This window comes from Bradyrhizobium monzae (genome assembly GCF_021458635.1).
Classification (GTDB): Bacteria; Pseudomonadota; Alphaproteobacteria; order Rhizobiales; family Xanthobacteraceae; genus Bradyrhizobium.
Genome location: NZ_JAIRDQ010000001.1, coordinates 1,097,960 through 1,122,650, shown reverse-complemented (window position 1 = coordinate 1,122,650; position 24,691 = coordinate 1,097,960). Strand labels below are relative to the sequence as shown.

The window sequence follows — 24,691 nt, the reverse complement described above, 5'->3', positions numbered from 1 at the left end:
CTGGACGCGATTAGCTGTGGCTCTCGACGAAATCGCTGAGATAGTCGGGAAGCCGGATGCCCTCGATGTCGCAACGCGCACGAATTTCGCCGGCGATCTCGGTCGAGATGTCCTTCATCCAGTGCTCGAGCGTGTTGAAAGAGATCACCTTGATCGGATCGTTGAAGCAACCGGCCACGAGCTCGCCGATCGTGGCTTCGAGGTCGTTTCGCTCGACGCGAATTTCAGTCGCCTTGTCGCGGCGATCGATCACCACGAACAGGGTCTGGTCTGCGCCATAGGGCACGACCGGGGATGGTACGCCAGCTTCAAGCATGTGAGTTGCTCAGGTCTTGGCTTCCGATCTCCGTTAACGGGAAAAACCGGAAGAAGGTTCCTGCTCAAATTAGCGGAAACAAGTAAGACGTTCGTCGCGTGCGCGAGGTTGGAATGTCAGCGCGCAATCAAAGAAACTCCCGCAGCCGAGACAGCTCCGCAATGTGCTCGGGCGAGAGGATGTCCGTGACCAGCGGCGGCTGCGGCGCGGTGTGGATGTCATAGAGATGCCGGGTCGGCGCGGGCTTCTCCATGAAGGCCGAGATACACTCGTCGAGCGTGCCCTCGCTCACCTGGTAGGAGGCGCGGTCCGGCCGGCGCTGGTTTCCAAGTGACGGCCATTTATGCAGCGTCGCGCGCGCACTGAAATCGACCTTTGAATCAACCGATACGCCACCCATCGTCCCCGCCTCACGCAAAAAGAACCCCAGCACACAAATTCGCGTGCCGGGGCCCATACCCATCGCTGCATCTGAATGCCACGCGTCGGCAACGCGGTGGCCGGGAAAAAGTTCCCGGCCGATGGCGTCTCAACTTGCGGCGGCAGCGATTCTGTGCCCCGGGCTCGCCTGGCCGTGGCCGGCGTCGTCGCCACGGCTGACCTCCGGCGGAAGCCCGGCGAAGCGCCGCAAGGCTTGGGCCATCTGCGTCCGGCCCTGGACGCCGGTGATCACCACGTCGACCATCGCAAAGGACGAGTGGAAATGGCCGTGGGCTTTCAACTGCTCGACCGGGACGCCGGCGGCCGCCATCGCTTCCGCATACGCGATGCCCTCGTCGCGCAGCGGATCGAACTCAGAGGTCACGACGAAGGCCGGCGGCAGGCCGGCGACCTTGCCGCGCAGCGGCGAGACGCGCGGATCGGTGCGGTCGGCCGGCGAGCAGTAGAGGTCCCAGAACCAGAACATGAGCGACCTTGTCAGGAAGTAGCCGGTCGCATTGTCGTTGTAGGAGGGCCGGTCGAAGCTGCAGTCGGTCACCGGACACACCAGCAGCTGGCCGGCGATCTCGGGCCCGCCGCGGTCGCGCGCGAGCTGGCAGGTGACGGCGGCGATATTGCCGCCGGCGCTCCAGCCCGCCACCAGCACCGGGCCCGGCTTGCCGCCGAGCTCGGCGAGATGCTCGGCGATCCAGCGCGTCGCTGCATAGCCGTCCTCGGCCGCCGCGGGGAAGCGATGCTCCGGCGCGTGGCGATAGCCGACGCTGACGAAGGTCATGCCGGTTCGCCGCACCATGTCGCGGCAGAACGGCTCGTCCGACTGCTCGTCGCCGAGCACCCAGCCGCCGCCGTGGAAATAGACCACGACCTGATGCGGGCCCGGCGTGGCCGGCTTGTAGACGCGATAAGGCAGCGGGCCATCCGCGCCGGGCAGCGTGCCGTCGACGATGTCGCCGATCAGCCGTCCCGCAGGCCGGCCCTTGTTGAACTCGTCGACGAAGGCGCGCGCGCCGATCGCGCCCATCGACTCGATCGGCGGCAGGTTGAGCGACGCCAGCAAATTCAGCACCAGCCGTACGTCGGGCTGCAGCCGCACCACCTCGCCGTCATTGCATTGCGCGGCGACGTTGGGGCCGGTGAGCCTGAAGCCGAGCATGCCGCGGCTCGTGACCTCGTCGCAGATGCTGCGATAGGGGCCGACGCCGCCGGTGTAGGGCATCAGGCCCTGCACTTTGCCGGGCACGTTGGCGCCCGTATACCAGGTGTTGGCGAGCCGGTGCAGCGTCACCATCGAGCAGTCGGCCATGTGGCGGCCCCAGCCGGACTGCGCCGTCGCGGTCGGCTCGATCGTTGTGAAGCCGGCGTCGTGCAGCGCTGCAAGGCGGTCGACGACCCAGTCGACATGCTGCTCGATCGACACCGCCATGTTCGACAGCACCGACGGACTGCCGGGTCCCGTGATCATGAAGAAGTTCGGGAAGCCCTCGACCGTGAGACCGAGATAGCTCTGCGGTCCCTGTGCCCAGACGTCGGTGAGCGACTTGCCGTTGCGTCCCGTGATCGGATGCACGGCGCGGATCGCGCCGGTCATGGCGTCGAAGCCGGTCGCGAACACGATGACGTCGACGTCGAAGCTGCGCTTGCCGGTGGTGATGCTGCCGGCGGTGATCGCCTTGATCGGCTCCTGCCGCAGATTGACCAGCGTGACGTTCGGCCGGTTGTAGGTCGCGTAGTAATTGGTATCGAGGCACGGACGCTTGGCGCCAAACGGATGATCGTGCGGCATCAGCGCTGCCGCCGTCTCCGGATCCTTGACGGCCGCCGAGATCTTCTCGCGGATCAGCTCGCCGATCAACGCGTTGCCGTCGAAGTCGACGCCCTGGTCGGCCCAGAGCTGGGTCAGGATGTGGACGAGGTCGCCGGCGGCCCAGGCGCGTTCGAAGCGCTCGCGACGCTCAGCATCGCTCAATTGCCAGCTCACAACCGTCTGCTGCGGATACGGCACGCCGGTCATCGACTGACGTGCCTGCTCGCGATAGGCCGCGCGGTCGTTTTCAAAGAAGGTCTTGCGATCGGCCGGCGAGGGCCCGTTATGGGCGGGCAGCGCGAAATTCGGCGTGCGCTGGAACACGGTCAGGTGCGCGGCCTGCTCGGCGATCAGCGGGATCGACTGGATGGCCGACGATCCGGTGCCGATCACGGCGACGCGTTTTCCGGCGAGGTTGACGCCGTCATGCGGCCAGCGTCCCGTGAAGTAGACTTGGCCCTTGAAGTCCTTGACGCCGTCGATCTCCGGCGGCTTTGGCGCGGAGAGGCAGCCGGTGGCCATGATGTAATGGCGGCAGGAGACCGGCGCGCCGTTGTCGGTGGTGAGCTGCCAGCGCTCGGCCTTCTCATCCCATCTGGCTTCGGTGACCTTGGTCTTGAAGCGGATGTCGCGGCGCAGATCGTAGCGGTCTGCGACGAAGCCGAGATAGCGCAGGATCTCGGGCTGGGCCGCGTATTTCTCCGACCAGGTCCAGACCTTGTCGAGTTCCGGATCGAACGTGTAGCCGTAGTCGATGGTTTGGATATCGCAGCGCGCACCGGGATAGCGGTTCCAGTACCAGGTGCCGCCGACGTCGCCGGCTTCGTCGAGGCCGACGGCCGAGAGGCCGGCCTTGCGCAGGCGATGAAGGAGATAGAGGCCGGCGAATCCGGCGCCGACCACGGCAACATCGACCTGTTGGGCTGTTCCACTCGTCGCTTTGGACTCACGCGCGGCGACCATTGCGTCAGGCATGGTATTCCTCCCGTGTATTTTGTTTTGCCGGCAGGCTAGTCCTGCAGGCCCGGCCTGTCATCAGAGCAAGTACAATCTTCGGTAGTCGTTTGCGGCGTCATCGTGGCGGCGCGAACCATGCTTCAATGCACGCATCGCGATGCACAATGGCCGTGATTACCCGGGCTAATCATGGACGATCCGCCTGTGTATGCTTGCGGCTACAAGCCACGCGTACCGACCGGGCGTCATGATAGAGCTGAGTGAGCGAACCAAAGCCAACATGGACGTCGTCCTGGAGGAGACTTGCCGCCAATTGCCGCATGGTGGCGATCACGACAGCCGCAGGTTCATCGCCGAGCGCCTGATCGAAGCGGCGCAATCCGGCCACTCCACGCTTGGCGAGCTCGGCATCATCGCGCGACGTGCGCTGGCGGAGATTATTGCCAAGGGCGGCTAGCTGAGGTCGCGGCGCTTGCCTCGCAGCTGGCTGCCGACGTAACCTGCCGGGACACATTTCCGCGCATCGAGATCCCCCGAAGATGCGATCCCTGCTTGCGCTCATTGCAGCCCTTGTATTGCTCTGGACCGGCGCGGCCCTAGCGCAGTCGGTCGGTCAGTTTCCATTTGCGTTGACGCGCGAAGGCCAGATGCTCGGCGCCGTCAAAGGCGAGGTGGCGTCGTTCAAGGGGCTTGCCTATGCAGCGCCGCCGATGGGCAGTCTGCGCTGGCGTCCGCCGCAGGCATTGCCCGAGAGTTCGGAGATGAGCACGGCCTACGACTATGGCGCGCCCTGTCTTCAGTCATCGCTGCCGGCCGCGCGCGAGGATTGCCTCACGCTCAACGTGTTTCGTCCCTTCGGCGTCGACGGGCCGCTGCCGGTGATGGTGTTCATCCATGGCGGCGGATTCGTTACGGGTACCGCCAATGACCCGATGTTCGACGGCTCAAGGTTTGCGCAGGCCGGGCTCATCGTCGTGACCGTGAATTATCGTCTCGGCGCGCTCGGCTGGCTGACGCACCCGGCGCTGTCCGACGACGGTTCGGTCAATTTCGGCCTGATGGACCAGGTCACGGCGCTGCGCTGGGTGCACGACAACATCGCAGCCTTCGGCGGCGATGCGAGCAACGTCACCCTGTTCGGCAACGGCGCCGGCGCGACATCGATCGCGCTGCTGATGCTGTGCGCCCAATCCCGCGATCTCTTCCAGAAAGCCATTTTGCAATCGGTACCTGGCCGCGCGCGCCTGCCTTCGCTGCAGGAGGCGGAGGCCACAGGCCGGCAGTTTGCCGCCGCGCTCGGGCAAGAGACGGATCTGCGCGCCGTCGAACCGGCGCGTCTGCTTGCTGCTGAAAGGCGTCTGCTGGAGAAATCGCTCCGCAGCTTCGGCCCGGCGATGGATGGACATTTGGTGACGGAGGACATCGCGACAGGATTTGCCGCGGGACATGAGAGCCGCATCCCCTTGATCATCGGCTCGAACGACGATGAGACGCGTTACGACAGCGAGCTGGAGGTCAAGGAGACGCTGTCCGCTTCGGGCGAGAGCATCGATGCGCTGCGCAAGCTCTATCCCGATGCAACGAGATCGTCCGATGTTGCGGCGAGCTTCTACACCGACAAGGTTTTCTCCGAGCCGGTGCGAATGCTCGCCCAGCTTCATGCCGCGACCGGCGCGCCGACCTTCCGCTATCGCTTTGCCTATGTGCCGGAAGCACGGCGCGGCAATCCCGACGAAGGCCATGGGCGGGAGTTGCAGTTCATCTTCGGCGCGGAGGGCGTGCCCGGTGCGGGCATCTTCTCGCGGCGGGATCGCGAGGTCGCAAACCGCATCCGGGCCTACTGGATCAACTTTGCCAGGAGCGGCGATCCCAACGACGCAGAGCTGCCGCATTGGGATGCGGCCGCAGACCGCGATCATCTGCTGATGATCACGAACGATCGCATTGCGAGCGGCGACGACCCCTGGGTGGAGCGTCTGGACCGGCTCGCGCGCGAGAGCAAAAAATGAGGTGGATTTAGGCCGCGAGCTCGACGCGCGGCGCCGGGCTCAGCCGGTCTTCTTCCAGATAGTCGATCGCGCCGTCTTTCTCGACGGCATAGAACTGCTGGCCGTCCTTCGAGCGGTAGGCGGCGCGAACGACGCCGCGGCGGCCCTTGTCACTGTTGACGACGTCCCCCAGCGCAAACTTCTTCATCTCACGTCTCGCATGTCTTCTGACCGATTCCTTCAGCCACGCCGGATTGTGGGCGGCAAATCGTTAACGACTTGCTAACCATACCGGTTTGCCTATGCTCGCCGCCGATTGCGCGACTGCTACACGCGCATGTTGTCAACGAGACGAGCTGGCGCAAATGACGCGACTTCCAACCCTGTTCCTGTCCCACGGCGGCGGCCCCTGGCCCTTCATGGAGGACCGGCGGGTGCAATATGCGAAGACTGCTGCGGAATTCGGTCGGCTGCCGCAGCTTCTTCCCGAGCGCCCGAAGGCCGTGCTCGTCATCACCGGCCATTGGGAGGCCGACGCCTTCACCGTATCGACCTCGGCGCATCCGCCGATGGTGTACGACTATTACGGTTTCCCCGAGCATACCTACCACATCACATATCCGGCGCCGGGCCAGCCCGAACTGGCAGCAGAGGTGAGGGCGCTGCTCAAGCACGCGGGCCTCGATTGCCGAGAAGATCCCAATCAGGGTTTTGATCACGGCACCTTCGTGCCGCTCGGCCTGATGTATCCGAATGCCGACATGCCGATCGTGCTGCTGTCGCTGAAGTCGAGCTACGACGCAGCCGAGCACATCAGGGTTGGCCAGGCGATTGCCGCGCTGCGCGACGAGGGCGTTCTGATCGTCGGCAGCGGGCTCACCTACCACAACATGCGCGGTTTTGGCCGCGCGGAATCGAAGCCCGTCTCCTACGATTTCGAAGCCTATCTGAACGAGGCGATCGGCAACCCGGATGCTAAGCGCCGCAACGCGATGCTGGTGGATTGGGAGAACGCACCGAGCGCGCGTCTCGCCCATCCGCGTGAGGATCATCTGCTGCCGCTGATGGTCGCCGCCGGCGCCGCCGGCAGCGACGTCGGCAAGCGCGTCTTCGTCGACGAGGTCGCGAACGTGGCGATGGCGTCGTACGTGTTCGGATGAATGCCTCTTCCTTCGCCCCTTGTGGGATACGCCACGGGGAAAAGGTCAATGAACTCAAAACAGACGTCGGCAGTGTCGGCCCAGTGTCGGGAAATGGCTTTTCCAGGTGTTTCCGAGTATTTTTTCGCTGCGCGCCCGTGCGGCCCGATCCCAGGGCGCAGCGATCCTAGACCTTCTTGGAGTTTGCCGGTGGCCCGGCCTCGGTCTTGGGCAGCCTGATCAGATACGGGCGTCGCGATGGCTGGTATAGATGCCGACCCAATATCGGTGGTGAGGCCAATCCGGAGCAGATCCGCTAGGGCGTGTACTCATAAGCCTGTCGTTTCGGAAGCGGCGAGGTCCGCTTTGCAGTCGGAAGCGGACATGCGAGGCGCACTTGGTCATGTCCGCGTGGGGACCATAACCGGAAGTCGGCGAGCCGTAGACTTCCGTCAGAGCGACGGACTCTGCTGGAGATAGACCGGATCGAATTGCCCCATTCCTGGAGCTTTGCAATTTCAAGGACACTGGCACGAGATGCTGACAAGCATCGGCATCGATACCCGCGAATGATCCGGAGCTTTGACGCAGATCAAGGGTGGCATGCGGATGCCCGCCAACATCGGTCCGCTGTCGCTGCTTGCGCACGCCGATCGGAGTTCCAATGATGCGGGCCGTTTCCGTCGAAGAAGCCGTTGCGATGATCCCGGCCGGCGCCAGCGTCATGGTGGGCGGGTTCATGGGCGTCGGAACGCCGGAGCGGTTGCTCGACGAACTGGTGAGGCAGCAGAAGACCGGCCTGTCGCTGATCTGCAATGACGCCGCCACTCCCGGCAAAGGCGTCGGCAAGCTGTTTGACGCAACGCTGGTGTCACGGTTGACCGCGACGCATATCGGGCTCAATCCGAAGGCGCAGCAGCAGATGCTGGCAAACCAGATCAATATCGACCTTGTGCCGCAGGGCAGCTTCGTCGAGCGCATTCGTGCCGGCGGCTGCGGGCTCGGCGGAGTGCTCACACCGACTGGGGTCGGCACACTTGTTGCGGACGGCAAGCGCCTGATTGAGGTCGACGGCGAGCCATTCCTGCTGGAAACTGCCATTCGCGCGCAGTTTGCGCTGGTTCACGCCTTCCTCGCTGATTATCTCGGCAACCTCACCTACGCGCTCACCGCGCGCAATTTCAATCCGATCATGGCGATGGCGGCAGACACCGTGATCGTGACTGCCGAACATATCGTTCCGGTCGGCGTCATCGCGCCGGATCACGTTATCACTCCGGCACCGCTGGTCGATTACCTCATCACGAACGGGTGAGATCATGGATCCGCAGATCATCATCGCCCGGCGCGTCGCCCAGGAACTGAAGAGCGGCAATCTCGTCAATCTCGGCATCGGCATTCCGACCCTTGTCGCGAACTACGTACCGGCCGATCTCAAGGTGTTCTTCCAGTCGGAGAACGGCTTGATCGGCACCGGGCCCATTCCGGAGCAAGGCATGGCCCATCCGCTGCTCACAGATGCAGGCGGCCGGCCGATCAGCGCGCTGCCGGGCGCGGCAACCTTCGACAGCGCTATGTCGTTCGGACTGATCCGCGGCGGTCATGTCGATGTCACCGTGCTCGGCGGCCTCCAGGTCGATGCGCATGGGCGCCTCGCCAACTGGATGATCCCGGGCAAGATGGTGCCGGGCATGGGCGGGGCGATGGACCTCGTCAGCGGCGCCAAGCGGGTCATCGTCGCAATGCAACATGCCGCGAAAGGCAAGCCGAAGATTGTCAAGAAATGCAACTTGCCTCTGACCTCCGCGCGCCCGGTACATCTGGTCGTGACCGACATGGCGGTTATCGGTTTTGCGGACGGCAAGGCGACGCTGCTCGAGACCGCTCCGGGTATCAGCGTTGCCGAGGTTATGGCGGTGACTGAGGCCGAATTGGTCGTTCCTGACGACATCCCGGAAATGAAGATCTGAGAGGTCACGATCGTGCGGATATTCAGCGATTTCAACGAGATCAAGTCCGCGGTCGGCACCGAGATCGGCGCGAGCGACTGGATCGAGGTGACCCAGGATAGGATCAATAAATTCGCCGAAGCAACCTGTGACGAGCAATGGATCCATGTCGACCAGGACCGCGCCAGGAAGGAAGCGCCCGGCGGCACCACCATCGCTCACGGCCTGCTGTCACTCTCGCTTGCTCCACTGTTCATTCGATCGGTGATGGGTCTGAAAGGGCTGCGCAATACGCTGAATTATGGCGCGGATCGCATACGGTATCTGGCGCCAGTGCCGGCCGGCTCAAAGCTTCGCGGCCGCGTCACGGTCGCTGAAACCCAGGACGTGCCGCCGGATGGCTTGCGCGTCAACTATCATCTCGTTATCGAGATCGAGGGCGGCAAGAAGCCCGCTTGTGTCGCCGAGCTGATCGCCTTGCACTATCGCTGAGTGCGTTCAATCGATGATGTGATACCCGCCATCGATATAGAGAACGCCCCCGGTGATCAGCTTGGCGCCATCAAGCGCCAGGAAGGCGGTGGCATTGCCGACGTCGTCGATGCTGACCAGGCTGCGCGCAGGCGCTTTTGACTGCGCCTTGTCCATGAGCTCGTCGAACTCTGGGATACCTGACGCCGCGCGCGTGGCGAGCGGGCCGGGCGAGATCGCGTGCACGCGGATCCCCTTCGGGCCAAGTTCGGCGGCCGCGTAGCGGACGGCCGCTTCAAGCGCCGCTTTCGCCACGCCCATGATATTGTAGTTCTCCACCACCATCTGGCTGCCATAATAGGTCATGGTGAACATCGTGCCGCCGTTCTTCATCAGCGGCTCGGCGAGATGCGCCATGCGCAGGAATGACCAGCAAGAGACGTCCATCGTCTTAAGGAAGCCATCGCGGCCGACGTCCACCACGCGGCCGTGAAGCGCCTCCCTCGGCGAGAAGGCGATTGAATGCAGCAGGAAATCGAGCTGTCCCCATTCCTTCGTAATCCGCTCGAACACCGCCTCGGTCTGCCCCTCCGTCATCACGTCCAGCGGCATGAAGATCGGCGCTTCCAGCGCCTGCGCAAGCGGTTCGACGTGTTTCTTGGCGCGATCGTTGAGGTAGGTGATGGCCAGATCGGCCCCAAGCGCACGAAATGCCCTCGCGCACCCCCAGGCAATGGACTGGTCGTTCGCGATGCCGACGACGAGGCCCTTCTTGCCCTTCAGGGCAACCTTTGTATCCGGGAACACGGGGATCATGACACTCTCTCTTGTCTTGGGTTGGTCGATTGTCCGTTCATCAAGAGCGACAGCGTATGCTGTGCGATCATCAGTTCCTCGTCGGTTGGCACGACGTAGACGGGGATGCGGCTGTCGGAACGCGAGATCAGCCTGGAATTACGCGAGTTCTCGACGGCATCGAGCGTGCCGCCAAGCCATCCAAGTTGCTCGACCACGCGCGCGCGAATGTTCGCCGAATTCTCGCCGATCCCGGCCGTGAAGACGAAGGCGTCGAGGCCCTGCAAGGCTGCCGCGAGCATGCCGGCACTGAGACCGATACGGTAGACGAAATAGTCGACCGCGAGCTTGGCCTTCGGGTCGGCGCTCGCCTCCAACTCGCGCATGTCATTGCTGACGCCGGAGAGCCCCTTCAATCCGCAGTCGCGATAAAGGAGGTTCTGCACGTTTGAGGCCGACATCCCTTTCTCGAAGATAAGATAGATCACCACCCCGGGATCAATCTGGCCCGGGCGCGTTCCCATCGGCAGGCCATCGAGCGCTGTGTAACCCATGGTGCTCTCGACGCTGCGCCCGTCCTTGAGCGCGCACATCGACGCGCCGCTGCCGAGATGGGCAACGATGACACGCCGCTTCGCGATATCGGGCGCCACACTTTGCAGCGTCCTGGCGATATACTCGTAGGACAGCCCATGAAAGCCATAGCGCCTGACACCCTCGGCATGAAGTTGATGCGGAATAGCATAGTGGTCGGCGACGGCGTCATGCGTGCGGTGAAATGCGGTATCGAAGCAGGCAACCTGTGGCAGCGTCGGGAAATTCGCCAGCAGTGAACGGATCGGCGCGAGATTGTGGGGCTGATGCAGCGGCGCCAGGGTCACAAATCGTTCGAGACGGGACACAACGCCGTGGTCGATCAGAACTGGCTTCGAATAGTCCGGCCCGCCATGCACGACCCGGTGACCGACCGCGATCGGGGTGACGAGAAGTTCGTCTCGTAGCCAGTCGCCGGCAACGGCCATCGCCGCCGGGACATCAGGCACAGCTTCGATCGGATAGGCCCGATCGGCCATCGGATCGCCGCTCGGGCCACTTGCCCTCAGGCGCGGCCGGCTGCCGATTCCGTCCATCTGTCCCTTGATCTGACGGCGAAGCGCGCCGTCGCCATCGATCGCATAGACCTGAAACTTCACACTGGACGAGCCGGCATTGACGACGAGGATCGTATCCATGGCGATCACGCGGCAACCGTCGGCGCCTTCTGGCGCCGGGCGTGAGCATAGAGCGCGGCGACCGCACAGGACGCCATCCGCGCACGGGGCGAATCCGCGCGCGAGGTCAGGACGACGGGCACGCGCGCACCGAGCACGATGCCGGCGCCATCGGCCTTGGCGAAATAAGCGAGGTTTTTGGCCAGCATGTTGCCGGCCTCGAGGTCCGGAACCATCAGGATCTGTGCGCGGCCGGCGACCTCGGATGTTATGCCCTTGATTCGCGCGGCTTCCGGGTCGATCGCGTTGTCGAAGGCAAGCGGTCCATCCAGCACGCCACCGGTGATCTGGCCGCGGTCGGCCATTTTGCAGAGAGCGGCCGCTTCGATGGTGGAAGGAATCTTCGACGTGACTGTCTCGACCGCCGACAGGATCGCCACCCGCGGTGCTCGGCCAAAGCCGGCCTGATTGTAGAGATCGATCGCGTTCTGAATGATATCGCGCTTAGCATCGAGATCCGGGAAGATGTTGATGGCTGCATCCGTCACGAAGATCGTTTCGGCGTAGGCCGGTACATCCATGACGAAGACGTGGCTTATGCGGCGGTCGGTGCGCAGGCCACCGGCCTTGGCCGTGACAGCCCGCATCAACTCGTCAGTGTGCAGGCTGCCCTTCATTAAAAGTTCGCCTCTTGCGGAGTGGATGAGCTCGACGCCCTTGGCGGCGGCCCCGTCGCTATGCGCGGCATCGACGATCTCGAAGCCGGAGACGTCCAGATTGAATTTGGCGGCGGTATCCCTGATTTTCCTCTCTGGTCCAACCAAGATCGGCCGGATGATGCCGGCGCCGGCGCTATCGACGGCGCCGCGCAGCGAGGTCTCGTCGCAGGGGTGCACGACGACGGTCGGCGTCGGGGGCGCGGCCCGGGCCGCCGCGATCAGGCGGTCATATTTGCTGCTGGATTGCGCCTGCGTCGTGTCGGCCGACATCACGTCACTCCTGCTTCCGCCAATCCGCGCTACGACGCTCTTGCCTGGGGGTCGAAAGGGGCGACGTTCGACGTCAACTCCCCCGGGTCCAGACCGAAAAGCTCGGCGACACGTTTCAGACGGTTGGCACGCTCGCCCGTTATTTCCTCGCTCGCCGACAGTACCTCGCGCATCGCAACAAAAGCACCGCGCTTCTGTTTGAGGTCGTTAGGCAGCATGTTGGGAATGGCCGCGAGCGCTGCGTCCCGATCCAGGAGCAGCATGAAGAATTGCTCGCGCACCAGCATCTTGAACTCGTGCAGAGTCAGCCGCGCACCGGAATGATCGCGCCTGACCTGGCGCAGGGCCTCGATGCTTCGCTCGTCGACCATGCCGCGCGCCGAGCCGACATAGAGCAGCGCGCGGATGGCCGCTTCGCGAAGGCCGCCCTCTCCCATGCTGGATTTCAGTTCGGTGACCCGCTTCTCGAGCAGCGCGCGATGTTCAACCGACATCTCACGGCGGCGCGAGGGCACAGAATTAGGATCGACGCCGACGGCGGCCTGAAGCACTGGCGAGCCATAAACGTTGAGGAAGACGGTCTCGCTCAACGCCTCCTGCGCATCACGCCAGCTATCGAGCGCATGGACGATCTGCTTCGACATCTGCTCCTGGAATGCCAGGAACGGATTGTCGTTCGAGACTGGCTTGCGGTTGTCCTCGACATGATCGGCCGCCGACTTGACCATGGACATCCAAGGATTCTGGCTACTGAACGCCTCGTATTGCAGCCGCAGTGGATGCATGTTGCGGGCCCATTCCGCGAGTTGGGGCGTCACCATGCCCTTCACCCACGGCCGCAAGAACTTCTGATAGGCCGCGAGATTGAGTTCAGAGACACGCTTGGCGGTAGCGAAGCGCCGCTCGTCCTCGGGCGAATTTCCGCCCATCGCGCGGATATCGTCCAGCGTGCGGGCCTCGCAGCGCATCACCCACTGGCCTGCCGCAAGATCCGCGTTGAGCGTCTCGTTGCCACGGGCCTCGAACGTGGCCTCGTAGAGTCCTGGCGGCAGCACGTCGATCAGGTCGATGTTGCTGGAGAACTCAGCATGCTCCTTCTTCGCCACGCCGCCGGATACGAAGATGCCGAGATGACCGACGCTCTCGTGAACGGTGTAGACGATGGTCTGTCCGTAAGCTCTGATCTCGTTGACGTCGGCGTAGCAGTCCAGGATCCAGCCCAACGCCTGCTGCGGTGGGGTTACGTTGTCGCCCTTGGAGCAGAACACCACGATCGGCGAACGAATGTTGCGCAGATCGACCTTCTGGCCATCGGACATCTCAATCCGACCGGAGGCGAGCTTGTTGCCGATGAACAGATCGTCGACGATGAATTGTATCTCCTCCGCGTTGAGGTTGACGTGCCCGCCCCACCAGCGCTCGAAGTCGAGATAGCGCTCCGCCTCGGTATCGACCTTGGAGTAGACGTTGTACTGCTTGGTCCAGAGCGTATTCGACGGGTTCTGGTTCTCGAAATTCTGCACCAGCCAGGCACCGTCGAACTTGCCGGCGCCGAGATCGCTGGTCAGCGCCGTGAGCCAGCTTCCGCCCAGGAGTCCGCCGGAATAGCGCATCGGAAATTGGCCGTGCACGCCGGCCCAATAAGCGAGCGGCGCACCGGCGATGATCAGCGGCCCGAATAATTCCGGCCGCAGTGACGCCAGGATCATGACGGCCCAACCGGCCTGACAATTGCCGATCACGCAGGGCTTTCCATCGGCGTCCGGATGACGGCTGATGACGGTCTCGATAAAGATGGCTTCCGCGCGCGCAATGCGTTCGATGGTCTGTCCGGGCATCGGCTCCGGAAGGAAGCCAATGAAGTAGCAGGGATGCCCGGCCTTCATGGCGACGCCGATCTCGCTATCGGCCTTGAAGCCGCCGATGCCCGGACCATGGCCGGCGCGCGGATCGACCACGATGAAAGGCCGCCGGCTCATGTCGATCTCGACATCCCTGGGCGGAATAATGCGCACCAGCGCGTAGTTGACGGGCTCGTCGAGCCTCCGGCCGTCCGTGATCAATTCGGCGGCATATTGCAGCACATGCGGTGCAGTCTGGGCGACGTGCTCGCGGTACTGGTCGCCGCGCTGCCGCATGATGTCCAGAAACAGGACGCTGCGCTGTCCCGCATCGACCATGAATTCCACCGCCGAGGCGACCAGCCCCGACATCGGGCCACCAGGCAGCTTTAGGTCTTCCATCGCCATGTTCGACCTCGTCATCGCGCAACGCCATTCAAGAAGGCTAGCGGTGGCTGACGTTGATATAAGTCAACGGTCTGCGACGGTGTTCGCGTCAATCGGGGACGATCAACCGCCCCGCGGGGCCACGCCGCGACCGAGCCGCAGGAGAGCTTAGGTGCCGGATTCCGCAAATTACAGCCGCCAGGAGAGGCTGCGCGACGGACGATTGGTGGATATCCGGGCGCTTCGTCCCGAGGACGAGCCCGACATGCTTGCTGCGCTCGAGGAGACAAGCGCTCAATCGCTCCAACGCCGCTTCTTTGTGACGAAACGTCATTTTTCCGAACAGGAGCGCGCATTTTTCATGGAACCCAATTTCAGAAACCACGTGGCACTGGTTGCGTGCACGGAAGTGGCGGACCGCAGCATGATAATCGGCGGCGGCCGCTATGTCATATTCGAGCCGGGACGAGCCGAAGTAGCTTTCGTCGTCATCGACGCTTGGCAAGGGCGCGGCATTGGCTGTCTCTTGACAGGCCATCTCATCACTATCGCACGCGAGGCTGGATTGACAGCGTTGACGGCGGAGGTACTCGCGGAAAACGCAGCTATGCTCCGCGTGCTCCGCAGATTCGGATTTCGGCCAGAATCCTCCCGCGAACCTCAAACGCTTCACATGGCATTGGCGTTGACCTAATCTACTCCTGCAATATCCGTCAAATCCTGGCCGGCGAGCAATTTCTGCCCATTAGTACAGTTGCTCGATCTGGGCAGTAGCTCACACTGATCAGCTGTCGTCCGAACGCGATGCGAATATCACGCGCTGAGGTGCGGGGCGGGTCGCCCGATCGGTGGTCTATGAGTTAGCGTGAGCCCTGAGGTCGCCCATCCGCGCGGATCTCCTGCAAAACCCGGTGTAGCGGGCGTGGAGCCGCCAAGTCCGTTGTGGGGTCACTTGCGGACGTCGGCCGAGCGCCGTTGGAGGTCAGCTAAGGGCCAGAAAGGCGAAATTCCGGTACATTGGGCGCATTTCCTCTTTGCTTCAGAAAGCAGACATCGACTGTTTATGAGAGTTGGACTCGTGGAGAGAGACCCCTCACCCGTCTCGCCGCTACGCGGCGAGCCACCCTCTCCCACAAGGGGAGAGGGGCAGTCTCACGTGTGGCGGGACGCCATCAGGCTGCGATAAAGCGTGGCGTATTCGCCGGCGCGGTTGCGCCAGGATACGTCGGTCGCGAGGCCGCTCAATTGCAGTCGTCGCCAGGTCGCCTTGTTGTGGAAAGCGACGTTCGACCTGCGTAGCGTGCCGGCGAGGGCATCTGCCGTCACGGGACCGAACTTGAAGCCGGTGGCATCGCGGCCCGACATGTCGGTCTCGCCAATGTCGACGATGGTGTCCTCGAGGCCGCCGACGCGGGAGACGATGGGGACGGCGCCGTAACGCAGGGCACAGAGCTGGGTGAGCCCGCACGGCTCGAAGCGCGACGGTACGAGCAGCGCGTCCGAGCCGGCCTGGACCAGATGCGCCAGTATCTCGTCATAGCCGATCATGACTCCGATCCGGCCGGGATTGGCGCGCGCGGCGGCTTGATAGCGGTCCTGGAGATCGCGGTCGCCGCTGCCGAGCAGCGCAAGCTGCATGCCCTGCTCCAGGATCGTGGGGATCGCCTCGAGCAGCAGATCGAGCCCCTTTTGCCAGGACAGCCGGCTGATGACGCCGAGTAGCGGCGCTTCGTCGGAGGAATCGAGATTGAATTGCTGCTGAAGCACCGCCTTGTTCGCGGCTCTGAACGTGAGGTCCTGCGCGCCGAAGCGATAGGCGATATGCGCATCGGTTTGCGGATTCCAGACCTCGGTGTCGATGCCGTTGAGGATGCCGCTCAGCACGCTTGCGCGCTCGCGCAGCAGGCCGCCGAGCCCCATGCCGCCCTCGTCGCTCTGGATCTCCTGCGCATAGGTCGGCGACACCGTGGTGATGCGATCGGCCAGCTGCAGTCCGGCTTTCAGGAAGCTGATGCCGCCGAAATATTCGAGCCCATGGACGTCGAACGACGCGTCCTGGGGCAAGCCGATCGCGGCCGCCAGCGTGCGGTCGAACTTGCCTTGATAGGCCATGTTGTGGATGGTCATGACGGTGCCGGGCCGCGCCCCGCCATCGTAATGCAGATAGGCCGGCGCCAACCCGGCCTGCCAGTCATGGGCATGCACGATGTCAGGCACGAAGGCCGCGACGAGACCGTGGCCGATATCGGCCGCGATGCGCGACAGCGCCGCGAAGCGCACGCCGTTGTCCGGCCAGTCGAGACCCTCGGCGGTGACGTAGGGATTGCCCGGCCGTGTGTAGAGGTGCGGCACGTCGAGCACGAACAGGTCGAGCCCGTCATGGGATCCGGCGAGCAGCCGGCCCGGGCCGCCGAAATAATCCGGCCAGCGCCGGATTTCCTCCGCACCCGAGAGCAGCCGCATCACATCCGGATAGCCCGGCATCACGGTGCGCATCTCGACGCCATGCGCCCTCAGCGCGATCGGCAGCGCACCGGCGACATCCGCGAGGCCGCCGGTCTTGACGATGGGGTAAACTTCGGAAGCGACCGCGAGGACGCGAACAGGCGTCATGTATTGAGCCTGTCGATCATCGTTTGGGTGATCAGCGAGATGCCCTGCTCGGTGGTGCGAAAGCGCTTTGCATCGAGCTCGGGATCTTCGCCGACGACGAGACCTTCGGGGATCTCGACGCCGCGGTCGATCACCACGTTCTTCAGCCGCGCGCCGCGTCCCACATTCACGTAAGGCATGATCACGGCGTTTTCGACATTGGAATAGGAGTTGATGCGCACGCCGGTGAACAGCAGCGAGCGACGCAGCGCCGCGCCGGAAATGATGCAGCCGCCGGAGACCAGCGAGCTCACGGCCGAACCGCGCCGGCTTTCCTCGTCATGGACGAATTTCGCGGGCGGGGTGATCTCCGAATAAGACCAGATCGGCCATGCTCGGTCGAACAAATCGAGTTCCGGCACCACGTCGGTGAGGTCGATATTGGCAGCCCAATAGGCGTCGACTGTGCCGACATCGCGCCAATAGGAGCGAGGGTCGTCGCCAGAGCGGACGCAGGAGCTCGAGAACTGGTGCGCGATGGCGCGGCCGTTCTTGACGATGTAAGGGATGATGTCCTTGCCGAAATCGTGGTTGGATTGCGGATCTTCGGCGTCACGCTTGAGCTGGTCGTACAGGAATTTTGCATCGAACACGTAGATGCCCATGCTGGCGAGCGAGACGTCCGGCTTGCCCGGCATCGGTGGCGGATCCTTGGGCTTTTCGAGGAACTGCTGGATCCAGCCGTTCTCGTCGATATGCATGATGCCGAAGCCCGAAGATTCCGCGCGGGGCATTTCGAGGCAGCCCACGGTGACGTCGGCGCCGCTGTCGACATGCTGGCGCAGCATCACCTCGTAATCCATTTTATAGATATGGTCGCCGGCGAGCACGACGATGAAGCGGCAGTTGTGGGACTCGATGATGTCGATGTTCTGGTAGATCGCATCCGCCGTGCCGACATACCACATGCTCTCCGAGACACGCTGGCTCGCAGGCAGGATGTCAAAACTCTCGTTACGTTCGGGGCGGAAGAAGTTCCAGCCCATCTGGAGATGCCGGATCAGGCTGTGTGCCTTGTACTGGGTGGCAACCGCGATGCGGCGGATGCCGGAGTTCACCGCGTTCGACAGCGCGAAATCGATGATGCGGGATTTGCCGCCGAAATAGACCGCGGGCTTGGCGCGCCGGTCGGTCAATTCCAGCAGCCGGCTGCCGCGACCGCCGGCCAGGACGAACGCCAGGGCCTGGCGGGCAAGCGGCTCATTTCCGGCGGCACTCATGTCGTCCTCCCTGAACTCAGGCGCATACCAAGGCCTTCGCGAGACGCCTTCCGGCCGCGCATCGTTGGAACCGATAGTAACGGTACGAATAGTAAATCGGGAAGGTGCTTGTTGGTTGCGAACGCATGGGAAGCTTAACGCTTTCCCGCCGGTCTCAACTCGCCAGCGCCGTCGTGCCGGCGTCATAACGGCGCGGCGGACGATCACATTTCAGGCAGGCGCGGCATCTTGTGCGCTGCACGCAAATTCGAGGCTTTGACTTAACGCCGGGATGCCTGAATCATGGCTTGCGATCCTTTTCCTAAACGGAACGTCAGACAGGGAGAAAGGCGATGAATATCTTGAAAATGACAATTGTCTGCTCGCTCACGGCTGCGGTCGTGGCGGGCGAAGTGGGGCCGGTGACAGCGGCCCCGCTACCAACCAATGTCGCGACCATGAAGGCCGCCGCCGGTGACGACGTCACGCCGGTCTATTGGCGTGGCCGTGGCTTTGGATGGGGTCTCGGCGGCCTCGCAGCCGGCGCGATCATCGGCGGCGCGATCGCCAGCGGCGGGGCTTATGGCTATTACGGCGGTGGGCCGTATTATGGTGGTTATGGGGGCTATGGATACCCGGGCCCGGGCTATGGTTACGCCCCTGCTTACTACGGTTACGGCTATGGTCCGGGCTACGGTTATGGCTATCGCCCTTATTACCGTCCGCGTCCGTATTACAGTTACGGCTACTATCGGCCGCGGGCCTATTATCGCCCCTACTATCGGCACTATTGGTGACCGCGAACGCCTGAATGGCGATCGCGCGCGTCAAAGCGACAGCCACACGATCAGGCTCATGCAGGCGAGATGCCCGAGCACGATTGCGGCGAGATGGAGCGGGCCGGCTTTGAGCCGAAGCCTGCGCATCTTGCTGCCTTTTGCTCTGCCGGGTTTGCCTATCGCCGCGACCACGGTGCGCTCCCTCTCCCGCTTGCGGGAGAGGTTGATTGAGCCCGCGGCTCGTCTGAAAGTCATCACGCCTAATTTGACCCTGCAGCCGCCGCGGTGAAGCTGCAGTCGACGGCCTTGTTCACATCGAGCGTCTTCGGCAGGATGCCGTAGCGCGTCGAGCGGTCCGATGCTTCCTGCACTTCCTTCACGACGCTCTCGTCGATGACGATCGGGCTGGTGCGCTGTGCGGTGTAGGCCGACAGCAGCACGTCCTCCGGCAGCTTGGTCAGCTCGGCCGTGCTCCTGGCGTATTCGCTGATGTGATCCAGCGACCACAGCCGCGCCTTGTTCAGCCGCTGCACGAGGTCTTGCACCGCCGCGCGCCTGGTGGCGATGGCGCTGTCGGTGGCGACGATGAAGGTGATGGTCGGCGTCAGGCCTTCGCCGTCGGCGATCACGCGCGCCTTGTCCTTCAGCGTTGCGAACGAGACATAGGGCTCCCACACCGCCCATGCGTCGATCGAGCCGGCCATCAGCGCGACCTTGGCATCGACCGGGCCGAGCGGCGCGAAGGTCGCGTCGTCCAGCTTGATCTGGGCTTTCGCCAGCGTCGCGTCGATCAGGAACTGTCCCCAGCCGCCGCGCGTGCCGGCGAGGCGTTTTCCCTTGAGGTCGGCGGCTGACCTGATCGGCGAATCCTGGCGCACCAGGATCGCTTGCGTCTTCGCATCCGACCTGGTGCCGCCGATCGCCTTGATCGGCGCACCGGCCGCATAGACCGACAGGAAGGAGAGATCGCCGGTGTAGCCGACATCGAGCGCGCCGGCATTGAGCGCTTCCAGGATCGGCGCGGCGGCCGGGAATTCCGACCATTCGATCTTGTAGGGCAGGTCCCTGGCGTAACCCGAGATTTCGAGCAGCGAGCGGTTGCCACCCTTCTGGTCGCCGACGCGCAGCACGACCGTGTCGGCCGCGAGCGATGCGGCGACGGTCGATAGCGTGATTGCAGCGGCAAGCAACGATGCGGCGAACCGGCGAGTGATGGATGGATTGTCGGGGTTGATGCTCATTTGATCCGTCTTATGGCCTTGTTCACGACGTGTGAACGAACGATGCGTCGAGACGATCAAGTCTATGATCGCGCGATGCGCAGTCAATGAAATGGCCAACCGTATTGCGTATGCATCGAGCAATGGCATTTCAACGAAGCGCTGCTTGCGAGAATTTGCGACGCTCTCAGTCGAGGATGAGCAGAAACGAAGCACGTGGACAGAGTCGCGCCGTGTCGTGCCAGCCGATCTATCGGCAAAAATCCTTTCATCGTTTGCATGCGTGCCGATGGAGAGAATGACTTCGCCTCGCGTCACATTCGAAATTCCATTTCATTGACGATGCGACGAGCGCGCCGCATGATTTGCGCATCGCACCGTGGCGCATGACGCGCCGCTGGAACAATTTTATCTCGACGCTGCTCCGCAAGGAATAGGCGCAACGCGGACCGTTGCGCTCATGGCGGAGCCGTGTCAGCGCAGGAGCGGGGACTGATGAACAACGATAACAAGCGCGGATCGGGCCTCGATCGGCGTCATCTGCTGCAGGCGGGGCTTGCGACCGCCTTCGCCGCACCGTTCGGCGCGTTGGGCGCGCAGGCGTTTGTTCCGCAGGCGCCCGCGTCCGGTGTCGACCTCTCGGAATTCCCGCTGTGCCGCGCGGCTGCAGCTGGTCCGGTGCTTTCAGGCGCACCACGCAAACTCAAACTGTCGTGGAATGCCGGCGCGGTCTGTCTCGCGCCGCTGCCGGTCGCGATCGAGCACGGCTTCTTCCAGAAGCAGAATCTCGACGTCGAACTCGTCAACTATTCAGGCTCGACCGACCAGCTGCTCGAGGCGATCGCCACCGGAAAGAGCGACGCCGGTCTCGGCATGGCGCTGCGCTGGCTGAAGCCATTGGAGCAGGGCTTTGACGTCAAGATCGCCGCCGGCACCCATGGCGGCTGCATGCGCGTGCTGAGCCGCACGGATTCCGGCGTGACCAGGCTCGCCGATCTCAAAGGCAAGATCGTCGCGGTCGGCGATCTCGCCGGTCCCGACAAGAATTTCTTCTCGATCCAGTTGGCAAAGCTCGGCATCGACCCGAACAAGGACGTCGACTGGCGCGCCTATCCCGGCAATTTGCTCAACGTCGCGGTCGAGAAGGGCGAGGTGCAGGCCTTCCTGTCGTCCGATCCGCTGGCCTATCTCTGGCTGAAGGACAGCCAGTACAAGGAGATCGCCTCCAATCTCGACGGCGACTACCGCGACAAGAGCTGCTGCATCGTCGGTCTTCGCGGGAGTCTCGTGCGCGAGGAGCCGCAGGTCGCGCGCGCGATCACGCAAGGACTGCTCGATGCCGCGATGTTCACCTCGCAGAACCCGGCTGTCGCGGCAAAATCGTTCCAGCCCTACGCGCCGAAATCCGCCACGCTCGCCGATATCGAGGGCATGGTGCGCTACCACACGCACCATCATCACCCCACGGGCGAGGTGCTGAAGCGTGAGCTCAAGGCCTATGCCGACGACCTCAAGAGTGTGCAGGTGTTCAAGCAGAGCACTGATACGACCAAATTCGCGGAGCGCATCTATGTCGACGTATTCTCTGTCTGACGGGCGCGCGTCTGGCGCGCCGCGCCTCTCGCGTGCGCCGCTGCTTGCGCATTGGTTTCTCGAGTCCGGCCCGGGCATCCTCGCGAGCGCCGCCTGGATGATCTTCGGTCTCTCCTGCCTGTGGTGGGAGGATGTCGGTGACTGGTCGCGTACGCATTCGCTCGGCATTGCCGCCTTCGTCATCGCCGCGGTCGCCCTGTTCGGGACCGTCAGCGCGGACTATCTCGGCTCGGCCGGCCGGGCCTTGCGCCAGCGCGCGCCGTGGCTCATTGCGCTCGGAGCTTTCCTGACCTTGTGGGAGGTCGCGACCGCCAAATTTGCCTGGCTGCCGCTGCCGTTCTTCCCGCCGCCGCAATCGATCATCGAGGTCTATACGGACGATCTGCCAAAACTGCTCGACAGCGTGTTCGCTTCGGTCAGGCTTCAGCTCGGCGGTTATCTCATCGGCGCCGCGGCCGGCTTCCTGACCGGCGTCTCGATCGGCTGGTCGCGTGCGGTCGGCTATTGGGTGCATCCGGTGCTGCGCTTCATCGGTCCGCTGCCGGCGACCGCCTGGCTGCCGATCGCCTTCTTCACCTTTCCGTCGAGCTGGAGTGCTTCGACCTTCCTGATCGCGCTGGCAACGGGCTTCCCCGTCACGGTGCTGACCTGGTCGGGCGTCGCGAGCGTCAGCACGGCCTATTACGACGTCGCCCGAACGCTTGGCGCAAAGCCGTCCTTCCTGGTGCTGAAGGTCGCGATTCCCGCTGCACTCCCGCATGTCTTCGTCGGCCTGTTCATGGGGCTCGGCGCGTCCTTTGCCGTGCTCGTCGTCGCCGAGATGATCGGCGTCAAGGCCGGACTCGGCTGGTACCTGCAATGGGCGCAGGGCTGGGCGGCCTATGCCAACATGTATGCGGCGCTGATCGTGATGTCGCTGCTCTGCTCCGGCGCGATCACGCTGCTGTTCGCGATCCGCGACCGCCTGCTGGTCTGGCAGAAGGGGACCGTGAAATGGTAGCAGCAGCCGCATTGGCCGAAGTTCCCGGGCATTCGGCTGCAGGCGCCGCGCTCGACATCGAGCAGGTCAGCCATGCCTTCGACATCGACGGCGCCGAGTTGCCGGTGCTCACCGAGGTCAGCATTGCCGTCGAGCCTGGCGAGTTCGTGGCACTGCTCGGCCCGTCCGGCTGCGGCAAGTCGACCTTGCTGCGGCTCGTCGCCGGCCTCGACAAGCCCCAGTCGGGAAGCCTGCGCGAGGACGAAATCCGCATCACCCGGCCACATCCGTCGCGCGTCGTCGTGTTCCAGGACCCGACGCTGTTTCCCTGGCGCACGGTCTGGGACAACGTCGCGCTTGGGCTCGAGGCGCAGGGCATCTTGACGAGCCAGCGGCATCGCGTCGATGCCGCGCTGGATCTCGTTGGGCTGTCGGACTTCCGCACCGCTTATCCGCATCAGCTCTCCGGCGGCATGGCGCAACGCGTGGCGCTGGCCCGTGCGCTGGTCAACGATCCCAAGATCCTGATCCTGGACGAGCCGCTGGGCAAGCTCGACTCGCTTACCCGCATCACCATGCAGGCCGAGCTGGTGTCGCTGTGGCAGCGCAAGGGCTTCACCACGCTCCTCGTCACGCATGATGCCGAAGAGGCGCTGGTGCTCGCCAACCGCGTCGTCGTCTTCAGCGAGCGTCCCGCGCGCGTGAAAGCCGACATCCGCGTCGACCGGCCCTATCCGCGTCATCGCGGCGACCCGTATCTGGCCGATCTGCGCCGTCAGATTCTCGGCCTCCTGGGATTGGATGCGACATGGTGACTTCTGCAGTTCAGGGAAGGGTGGCCCATAGCGAGCCCGATTACATCGCGTGCGCCGAGGCGCTTGCGCCAGGCTTCGCCGCGCGCGCGGCCGAGCATGACCGCACCGGCAGCTTTCCCTTCGAGAATTTTCGCGAGCTTTCTGAAGCCGGCCTGCTGTCGCTGACGGTGCCGGCCGCGCTCGGCGGGGCCGGCGCGGGCGCGCGATACACCGCGCGTGTTCTCGGCATCATCGGCAGGGCCGATCCGTCGACCGCGCTGGTGCTGTCGATGCACTACATCAACCATCTGGTGATGGCGCGGAGCCCGACCTGGCCGTTGCGGCTGTCGCGCAAGCTCGCGCGCGAAACGGTCGAAGGCATCGCGCTCGTCAACGCCTTGCGTGTCGAGCCCGAGCTCGGCTCGCCCGCGCGTGGCGGCCTGCCGGCAACGATCGCGCGCCGTACCGAGACCGGCTGGCGCCTCTCCGGCCACAAGATCTATTCGACCGGCGCGCCGATCCTGAAATGGTATCTGGTCTGGGCGCGCACCGACGAGGCCGAACCGCGCGTCGGCCAGTTCCTGGTCCCCGCGGGCCTGCCGGGCACGCGCATCGTCGAGACCTGGGATCATCACGGCCTGCGCGCCAGCGGCAGCCACGACGTCATCTTCGACGATGTCGTGATCCCGCTCGATGCCGAAGTCGATGTCCGCAAGCCCGCGGATTGGAATGCGCGCGACATGACGCAGGCGACGGTGCACACCGTCTTTGTCGCTGCAATCTATGACGGCATTGCCCGTGCGGCACGGGACTGGTTCGTTCAGTTCCTGAAGCAGCGCGTTCCCGCCAGTCTCGGCGCTCCGCTTGCAACCTTGCCGCGCGCGCAGGAGATCCTCGGTGCCATCGAGGCAAGGCTCGCAGTCAATGCGCGGCTGCTCGACACGTTTGCCCGCGATTTCGACGATGGTGTCGATCTCTCCACCGGCGAATCCAACGTCATCAAGCTGACGGTCACCAACAATGCCGTCGCCGTGGTCGAGGACGCCCTGTCGCTGACCGGCAATCACGGCCTCAGCCGCAGCAATCCGCTGGAGCGGCATTATCGCGATGTGCTGTGCGGCCGCGTGCACACGCCGCAGGACGATGCGACGCGCACCAGCCTCGGTCGCGCCGCATTGGGCCTCTAG

At 63.9% G+C, this 24,691-nt stretch carries 23 protein-coding genes; 12 read left to right on the top strand and 11 right to left on the bottom strand.

Annotated elements, in window-relative coordinates:
• Positions 1-10 precede the first annotated feature (10 nt).
• From K3F49_RS05520 to K3F49_RS05510, 3 genes are all read right to left on the bottom strand, one after another.
• Positions 11-316: a hypothetical protein gene (locus tag K3F49_RS05520; protein ID WP_234679874.1), complete on the bottom strand. Its 306-nt coding sequence runs from the start codon at positions 314-316 to the stop codon at positions 11-13.
• Positions 317-443: 127 nt separating this feature from the next.
• Positions 444-716, bottom strand: coding sequence for a hypothetical protein (locus K3F49_RS05515; RefSeq protein WP_234679873.1), 273 nt, complete (start codon positions 714-716; stop codon positions 444-446).
• A gap of 129 nt (positions 717-845) precedes the next feature.
• Positions 846-3,536, bottom strand: coding sequence for a flavin-containing monooxygenase (locus K3F49_RS05510; protein WP_234679872.1), 2,691 nt, complete (start codon positions 3,534-3,536; stop codon positions 846-848).
• 190 nt (positions 3,537-3,726) lie between these two features.
• On the opposite strand from K3F49_RS05510, the gene K3F49_RS05505 reads away from it, so the two are divergent.
• Together K3F49_RS05505 and K3F49_RS05500 are read left to right on the top strand one after the other, a co-directional pair.
• Positions 3,727-3,975, top strand: a complete 249-nt coding sequence (locus K3F49_RS05505) for a hypothetical protein (RefSeq protein ID WP_234679871.1) — start codon at positions 3,727-3,729, stop codon at positions 3,973-3,975.
• Positions 3,976-4,057: 82 nt separating this feature from the next.
• Positions 4,058-5,527 carry a carboxylesterase/lipase family protein gene (locus tag K3F49_RS05500; RefSeq protein ID WP_234679870.1) on the top strand — a complete coding sequence of 490 codons (1,470 nt, stop codon included), beginning with the start codon at positions 4,058-4,060 and terminating at the stop codon, positions 5,525-5,527.
• A 7-nt stretch (positions 5,528-5,534) separates the two neighbouring features.
• Here K3F49_RS05500 and K3F49_RS05495 read toward each other — a convergent pair whose 3' ends face one another.
• Positions 5,535-5,714 carry a hypothetical protein gene (locus tag K3F49_RS05495; RefSeq protein WP_234679869.1) on the bottom strand — a complete coding sequence of 60 codons (180 nt, stop codon included), beginning with the start codon at positions 5,712-5,714 and terminating at the stop codon, positions 5,535-5,537.
• A 157-nt stretch (positions 5,715-5,871) separates the two neighbouring features.
• Here K3F49_RS05495 and K3F49_RS05490 point away from each other — a divergent pair, with 157 nt between their 5' ends.
• From K3F49_RS05490 to K3F49_RS05475, 4 genes are all read left to right on the top strand, one after another.
• Positions 5,872-6,666 (top strand): DODA-type extradiol aromatic ring-opening family dioxygenase, encoded by a 795-nt coding sequence (locus K3F49_RS05490; RefSeq protein WP_234679868.1) that lies wholly within the window; start codon positions 5,872-5,874, stop codon positions 6,664-6,666.
• A gap of 646 nt (positions 6,667-7,312) precedes the next feature.
• Positions 7,313-7,960, top strand: coding sequence for a CoA transferase subunit A (locus K3F49_RS05485; RefSeq protein WP_234680578.1), 648 nt, complete (start codon positions 7,313-7,315; stop codon positions 7,958-7,960).
• 4 nt (positions 7,961-7,964) lie between these two features.
• Positions 7,965-8,615 (top strand): 3-oxoacid CoA-transferase subunit B, encoded by a 651-nt coding sequence (locus tag K3F49_RS05480; RefSeq protein WP_234679867.1) that lies wholly within the window; start codon positions 7,965-7,967, stop codon positions 8,613-8,615.
• A 12-nt stretch (positions 8,616-8,627) separates the two neighbouring features.
• Positions 8,628-9,086 carry a MaoC family dehydratase gene (locus K3F49_RS05475; RefSeq protein WP_234679866.1) on the top strand — a complete coding sequence of 153 codons (459 nt, stop codon included), beginning with the start codon at positions 8,628-8,630 and terminating at the stop codon, positions 9,084-9,086.
• Between the two features lie 6 nt (positions 9,087-9,092).
• On the opposite strand, the gene fabI is transcribed toward K3F49_RS05475, so the two are convergent.
• Genes fabI through K3F49_RS05455 form a run of 4 tightly spaced genes read right to left on the bottom strand, consistent with a single transcriptional unit; the run spans position 9,093 to position 14,309 of the window.
• Entirely contained in the window at positions 9,093-9,881 is a 789-nt protein-coding gene (gene fabI, locus K3F49_RS05470; RefSeq protein ID WP_234679865.1) for an enoyl-ACP reductase FabI, read from the bottom strand.
• Positions 9,878-11,092 carry an acetate/propionate family kinase gene (locus K3F49_RS05465; protein WP_234679864.1) on the bottom strand — a complete coding sequence of 405 codons (1,215 nt, stop codon included), beginning with the start codon at positions 11,090-11,092 and terminating at the stop codon, positions 9,878-9,880. Before K3F49_RS05465 ends, fabI begins: the two co-directional genes overlap by 4 nt.
• Positions 11,093-11,097: 5 nt before the next feature.
• On the bottom strand, positions 11,098-12,060 hold the full coding sequence (locus K3F49_RS05460) for a phosphate acetyltransferase (RefSeq protein ID WP_234679863.1): 963 nt from the start codon (positions 12,058-12,060) through the stop codon (positions 11,098-11,100).
• 29 nt (positions 12,061-12,089) lie between these two features.
• Complete coding sequence (locus K3F49_RS05455; RefSeq protein ID WP_234679862.1) at positions 12,090-14,309, bottom strand: DUF3141 domain-containing protein; 2,220 nt, start codon at positions 14,307-14,309, stop codon at positions 12,090-12,092.
• A gap of 151 nt (positions 14,310-14,460) precedes the next feature.
• Between K3F49_RS05455 and K3F49_RS05450 the strand changes: the two genes are divergently transcribed.
• Positions 14,461-14,982 carry a GNAT family N-acetyltransferase gene (locus tag K3F49_RS05450; RefSeq protein ID WP_234679861.1) on the top strand — a complete coding sequence of 174 codons (522 nt, stop codon included), beginning with the start codon at positions 14,461-14,463 and terminating at the stop codon, positions 14,980-14,982.
• 458 nt (positions 14,983-15,440) lie between these two features.
• Here K3F49_RS05450 and glgA read toward each other — a convergent pair whose 3' ends face one another.
• Both glgA and glgC read right to left on the bottom strand, forming a co-directional pair.
• Positions 15,441-16,901, bottom strand: coding sequence for a glycogen synthase GlgA (glgA, locus tag K3F49_RS05445; protein ID WP_234679860.1), 1,461 nt, complete (start codon positions 16,899-16,901; stop codon positions 15,441-15,443).
• Entirely contained in the window at positions 16,898-18,160 is a 1,263-nt protein-coding gene (glgC, locus tag K3F49_RS05440) for a glucose-1-phosphate adenylyltransferase (RefSeq protein WP_234679859.1), read from the bottom strand. The genes glgA and glgC overlap by 4 nt, the downstream gene beginning before the upstream one ends.
• A gap of 332 nt (positions 18,161-18,492) precedes the next feature.
• On the opposite strand from glgC, the gene K3F49_RS05435 reads away from it, so the two are divergent.
• Entirely contained in the window at positions 18,493-18,936 is a 444-nt protein-coding gene (locus tag K3F49_RS05435) for a hypothetical protein (protein WP_234679858.1), read from the top strand.
• Between the two features lie 242 nt (positions 18,937-19,178).
• Here the strand turns inward: K3F49_RS05435 and K3F49_RS05430 are convergent, their stop codons facing one another.
• Positions 19,179-20,159, bottom strand: coding sequence for an ABC transporter substrate-binding protein (locus K3F49_RS05430; protein WP_234679857.1), 981 nt, complete (start codon positions 20,157-20,159; stop codon positions 19,179-19,181).
• Positions 20,160-20,633: 474 nt separating this feature from the next.
• Here K3F49_RS05430 and K3F49_RS05425 point away from each other — a divergent pair, with 474 nt between their 5' ends.
• The 4 genes from K3F49_RS05425 to K3F49_RS05410 are packed head-to-tail and all read left to right on the top strand — an operon-like array spanning position 20,634 to position 24,691.
• Positions 20,634-21,731 (top strand): ABC transporter substrate-binding protein, encoded by a 1,098-nt coding sequence (locus K3F49_RS05425; protein ID WP_234679856.1) that lies wholly within the window; start codon positions 20,634-20,636, stop codon positions 21,729-21,731.
• Entirely contained in the window at positions 21,709-22,731 is a 1,023-nt protein-coding gene (locus K3F49_RS05420) for an ABC transporter permease (protein ID WP_234679855.1), read from the top strand. The genes K3F49_RS05425 and K3F49_RS05420 overlap by 23 nt, the downstream gene beginning before the upstream one ends.
• Positions 22,725-23,525, top strand: coding sequence for an ABC transporter ATP-binding protein (locus K3F49_RS05415; RefSeq protein ID WP_234679854.1), 801 nt, complete (start codon positions 22,725-22,727; stop codon positions 23,523-23,525). Before K3F49_RS05420 ends, K3F49_RS05415 begins: the two co-directional genes overlap by 7 nt.
• Positions 23,519-24,691, top strand: a complete 1,173-nt coding sequence (locus K3F49_RS05410) for an acyl-CoA dehydrogenase family protein (RefSeq protein WP_234679853.1) — start codon at positions 23,519-23,521, stop codon at positions 24,689-24,691. The genes K3F49_RS05415 and K3F49_RS05410 overlap by 7 nt, the downstream gene beginning before the upstream one ends.

What these genes read in the sequence shown, in the direction of transcription:
- K3F49_RS05505 (WP_234679871.1), top strand. Translation starts at nt 3,727, where the DNA reads ATGCTTGCGGCTACAAGCCACGCGTACCGACCGGGCGTCATGATAGAG.
- K3F49_RS05485 (WP_234680578.1), top strand. Translation starts at nt 7,313, where the DNA reads ATGCGGGCCGTTTCCGTCGAAGAAGCCGTTGCGATGATCCCGGCCGGC.
- K3F49_RS05435 (WP_234679858.1), top strand. Translation starts at nt 18,493, where the DNA reads ATGAATATCTTGAAAATGACAATTGTCTGCTCGCTCACGGCTGCGGTC.
- K3F49_RS05455 (WP_234679862.1), bottom strand. Translation starts at nt 14,309, where the DNA reads ATGGCGATGGAAGACCTAAAGCTGCCTGGTGGCCCGATGTCGGGGCTG.
- glgC (WP_234679859.1), bottom strand. Translation starts at nt 18,160, where the DNA reads ATGAGTGCCGCCGGAAATGAGCCGCTTGCCCGCCAGGCCCTGGCGTTC.
- K3F49_RS05490 (WP_234679868.1), top strand. Translation starts at nt 5,872, where the DNA reads ATGACGCGACTTCCAACCCTGTTCCTGTCCCACGGCGGCGGCCCCTGG.
- K3F49_RS05425 (WP_234679856.1), top strand. Translation starts at nt 20,634, where the DNA reads ATGAACAACGATAACAAGCGCGGATCGGGCCTCGATCGGCGTCATCTG.
- K3F49_RS05510 (WP_234679872.1), bottom strand. Translation starts at nt 3,536, where the DNA reads ATGCCTGACGCAATGGTCGCCGCGCGTGAGTCCAAAGCGACGAGTGGA.
- K3F49_RS05480 (WP_234679867.1), top strand. Translation starts at nt 7,965, where the DNA reads ATGGATCCGCAGATCATCATCGCCCGGCGCGTCGCCCAGGAACTGAAG.
- K3F49_RS05495 (WP_234679869.1), bottom strand. Translation starts at nt 5,714, where the DNA reads ATGAAGAAGTTTGCGCTGGGGGACGTCGTCAACAGTGACAAGGGCCGC.
- K3F49_RS05500 (WP_234679870.1), top strand. Translation starts at nt 4,058, where the DNA reads ATGCGATCCCTGCTTGCGCTCATTGCAGCCCTTGTATTGCTCTGGACC.
- K3F49_RS05430 (WP_234679857.1), bottom strand. Translation starts at nt 20,159, where the DNA reads ATGAGCATCAACCCCGACAATCCATCCATCACTCGCCGGTTCGCCGCA.
- K3F49_RS05465 (WP_234679864.1), bottom strand. Translation starts at nt 11,092, where the DNA reads ATGGATACGATCCTCGTCGTCAATGCCGGCTCGTCCAGTGTGAAGTTT.
- K3F49_RS05520 (WP_234679874.1), bottom strand. Translation starts at nt 316, where the DNA reads ATGCTTGAAGCTGGCGTACCATCCCCGGTCGTGCCCTATGGCGCAGAC.
- K3F49_RS05515 (WP_234679873.1), bottom strand. Translation starts at nt 716, where the DNA reads ATGGGTGGCGTATCGGTTGATTCAAAGGTCGATTTCAGTGCGCGCGCG.
- fabI (WP_234679865.1), bottom strand. Translation starts at nt 9,881, where the DNA reads ATGATCCCCGTGTTCCCGGATACAAAGGTTGCCCTGAAGGGCAAGAAG.
- K3F49_RS05415 (WP_234679854.1), top strand. Translation starts at nt 22,725, where the DNA reads ATGGTAGCAGCAGCCGCATTGGCCGAAGTTCCCGGGCATTCGGCTGCA.
- glgA (WP_234679860.1), bottom strand. Translation starts at nt 16,901, where the DNA reads ATGACGCCTGTTCGCGTCCTCGCGGTCGCTTCCGAAGTTTACCCCATC.
- K3F49_RS05410 (WP_234679853.1), top strand. Translation starts at nt 23,519, where the DNA reads ATGGTGACTTCTGCAGTTCAGGGAAGGGTGGCCCATAGCGAGCCCGAT.
- K3F49_RS05460 (WP_234679863.1), bottom strand. Translation starts at nt 12,060, where the DNA reads ATGTCGGCCGACACGACGCAGGCGCAATCCAGCAGCAAATATGACCGC.
- K3F49_RS05420 (WP_234679855.1), top strand. Translation starts at nt 21,709, where the DNA reads ATGTCGACGTATTCTCTGTCTGACGGGCGCGCGTCTGGCGCGCCGCGC.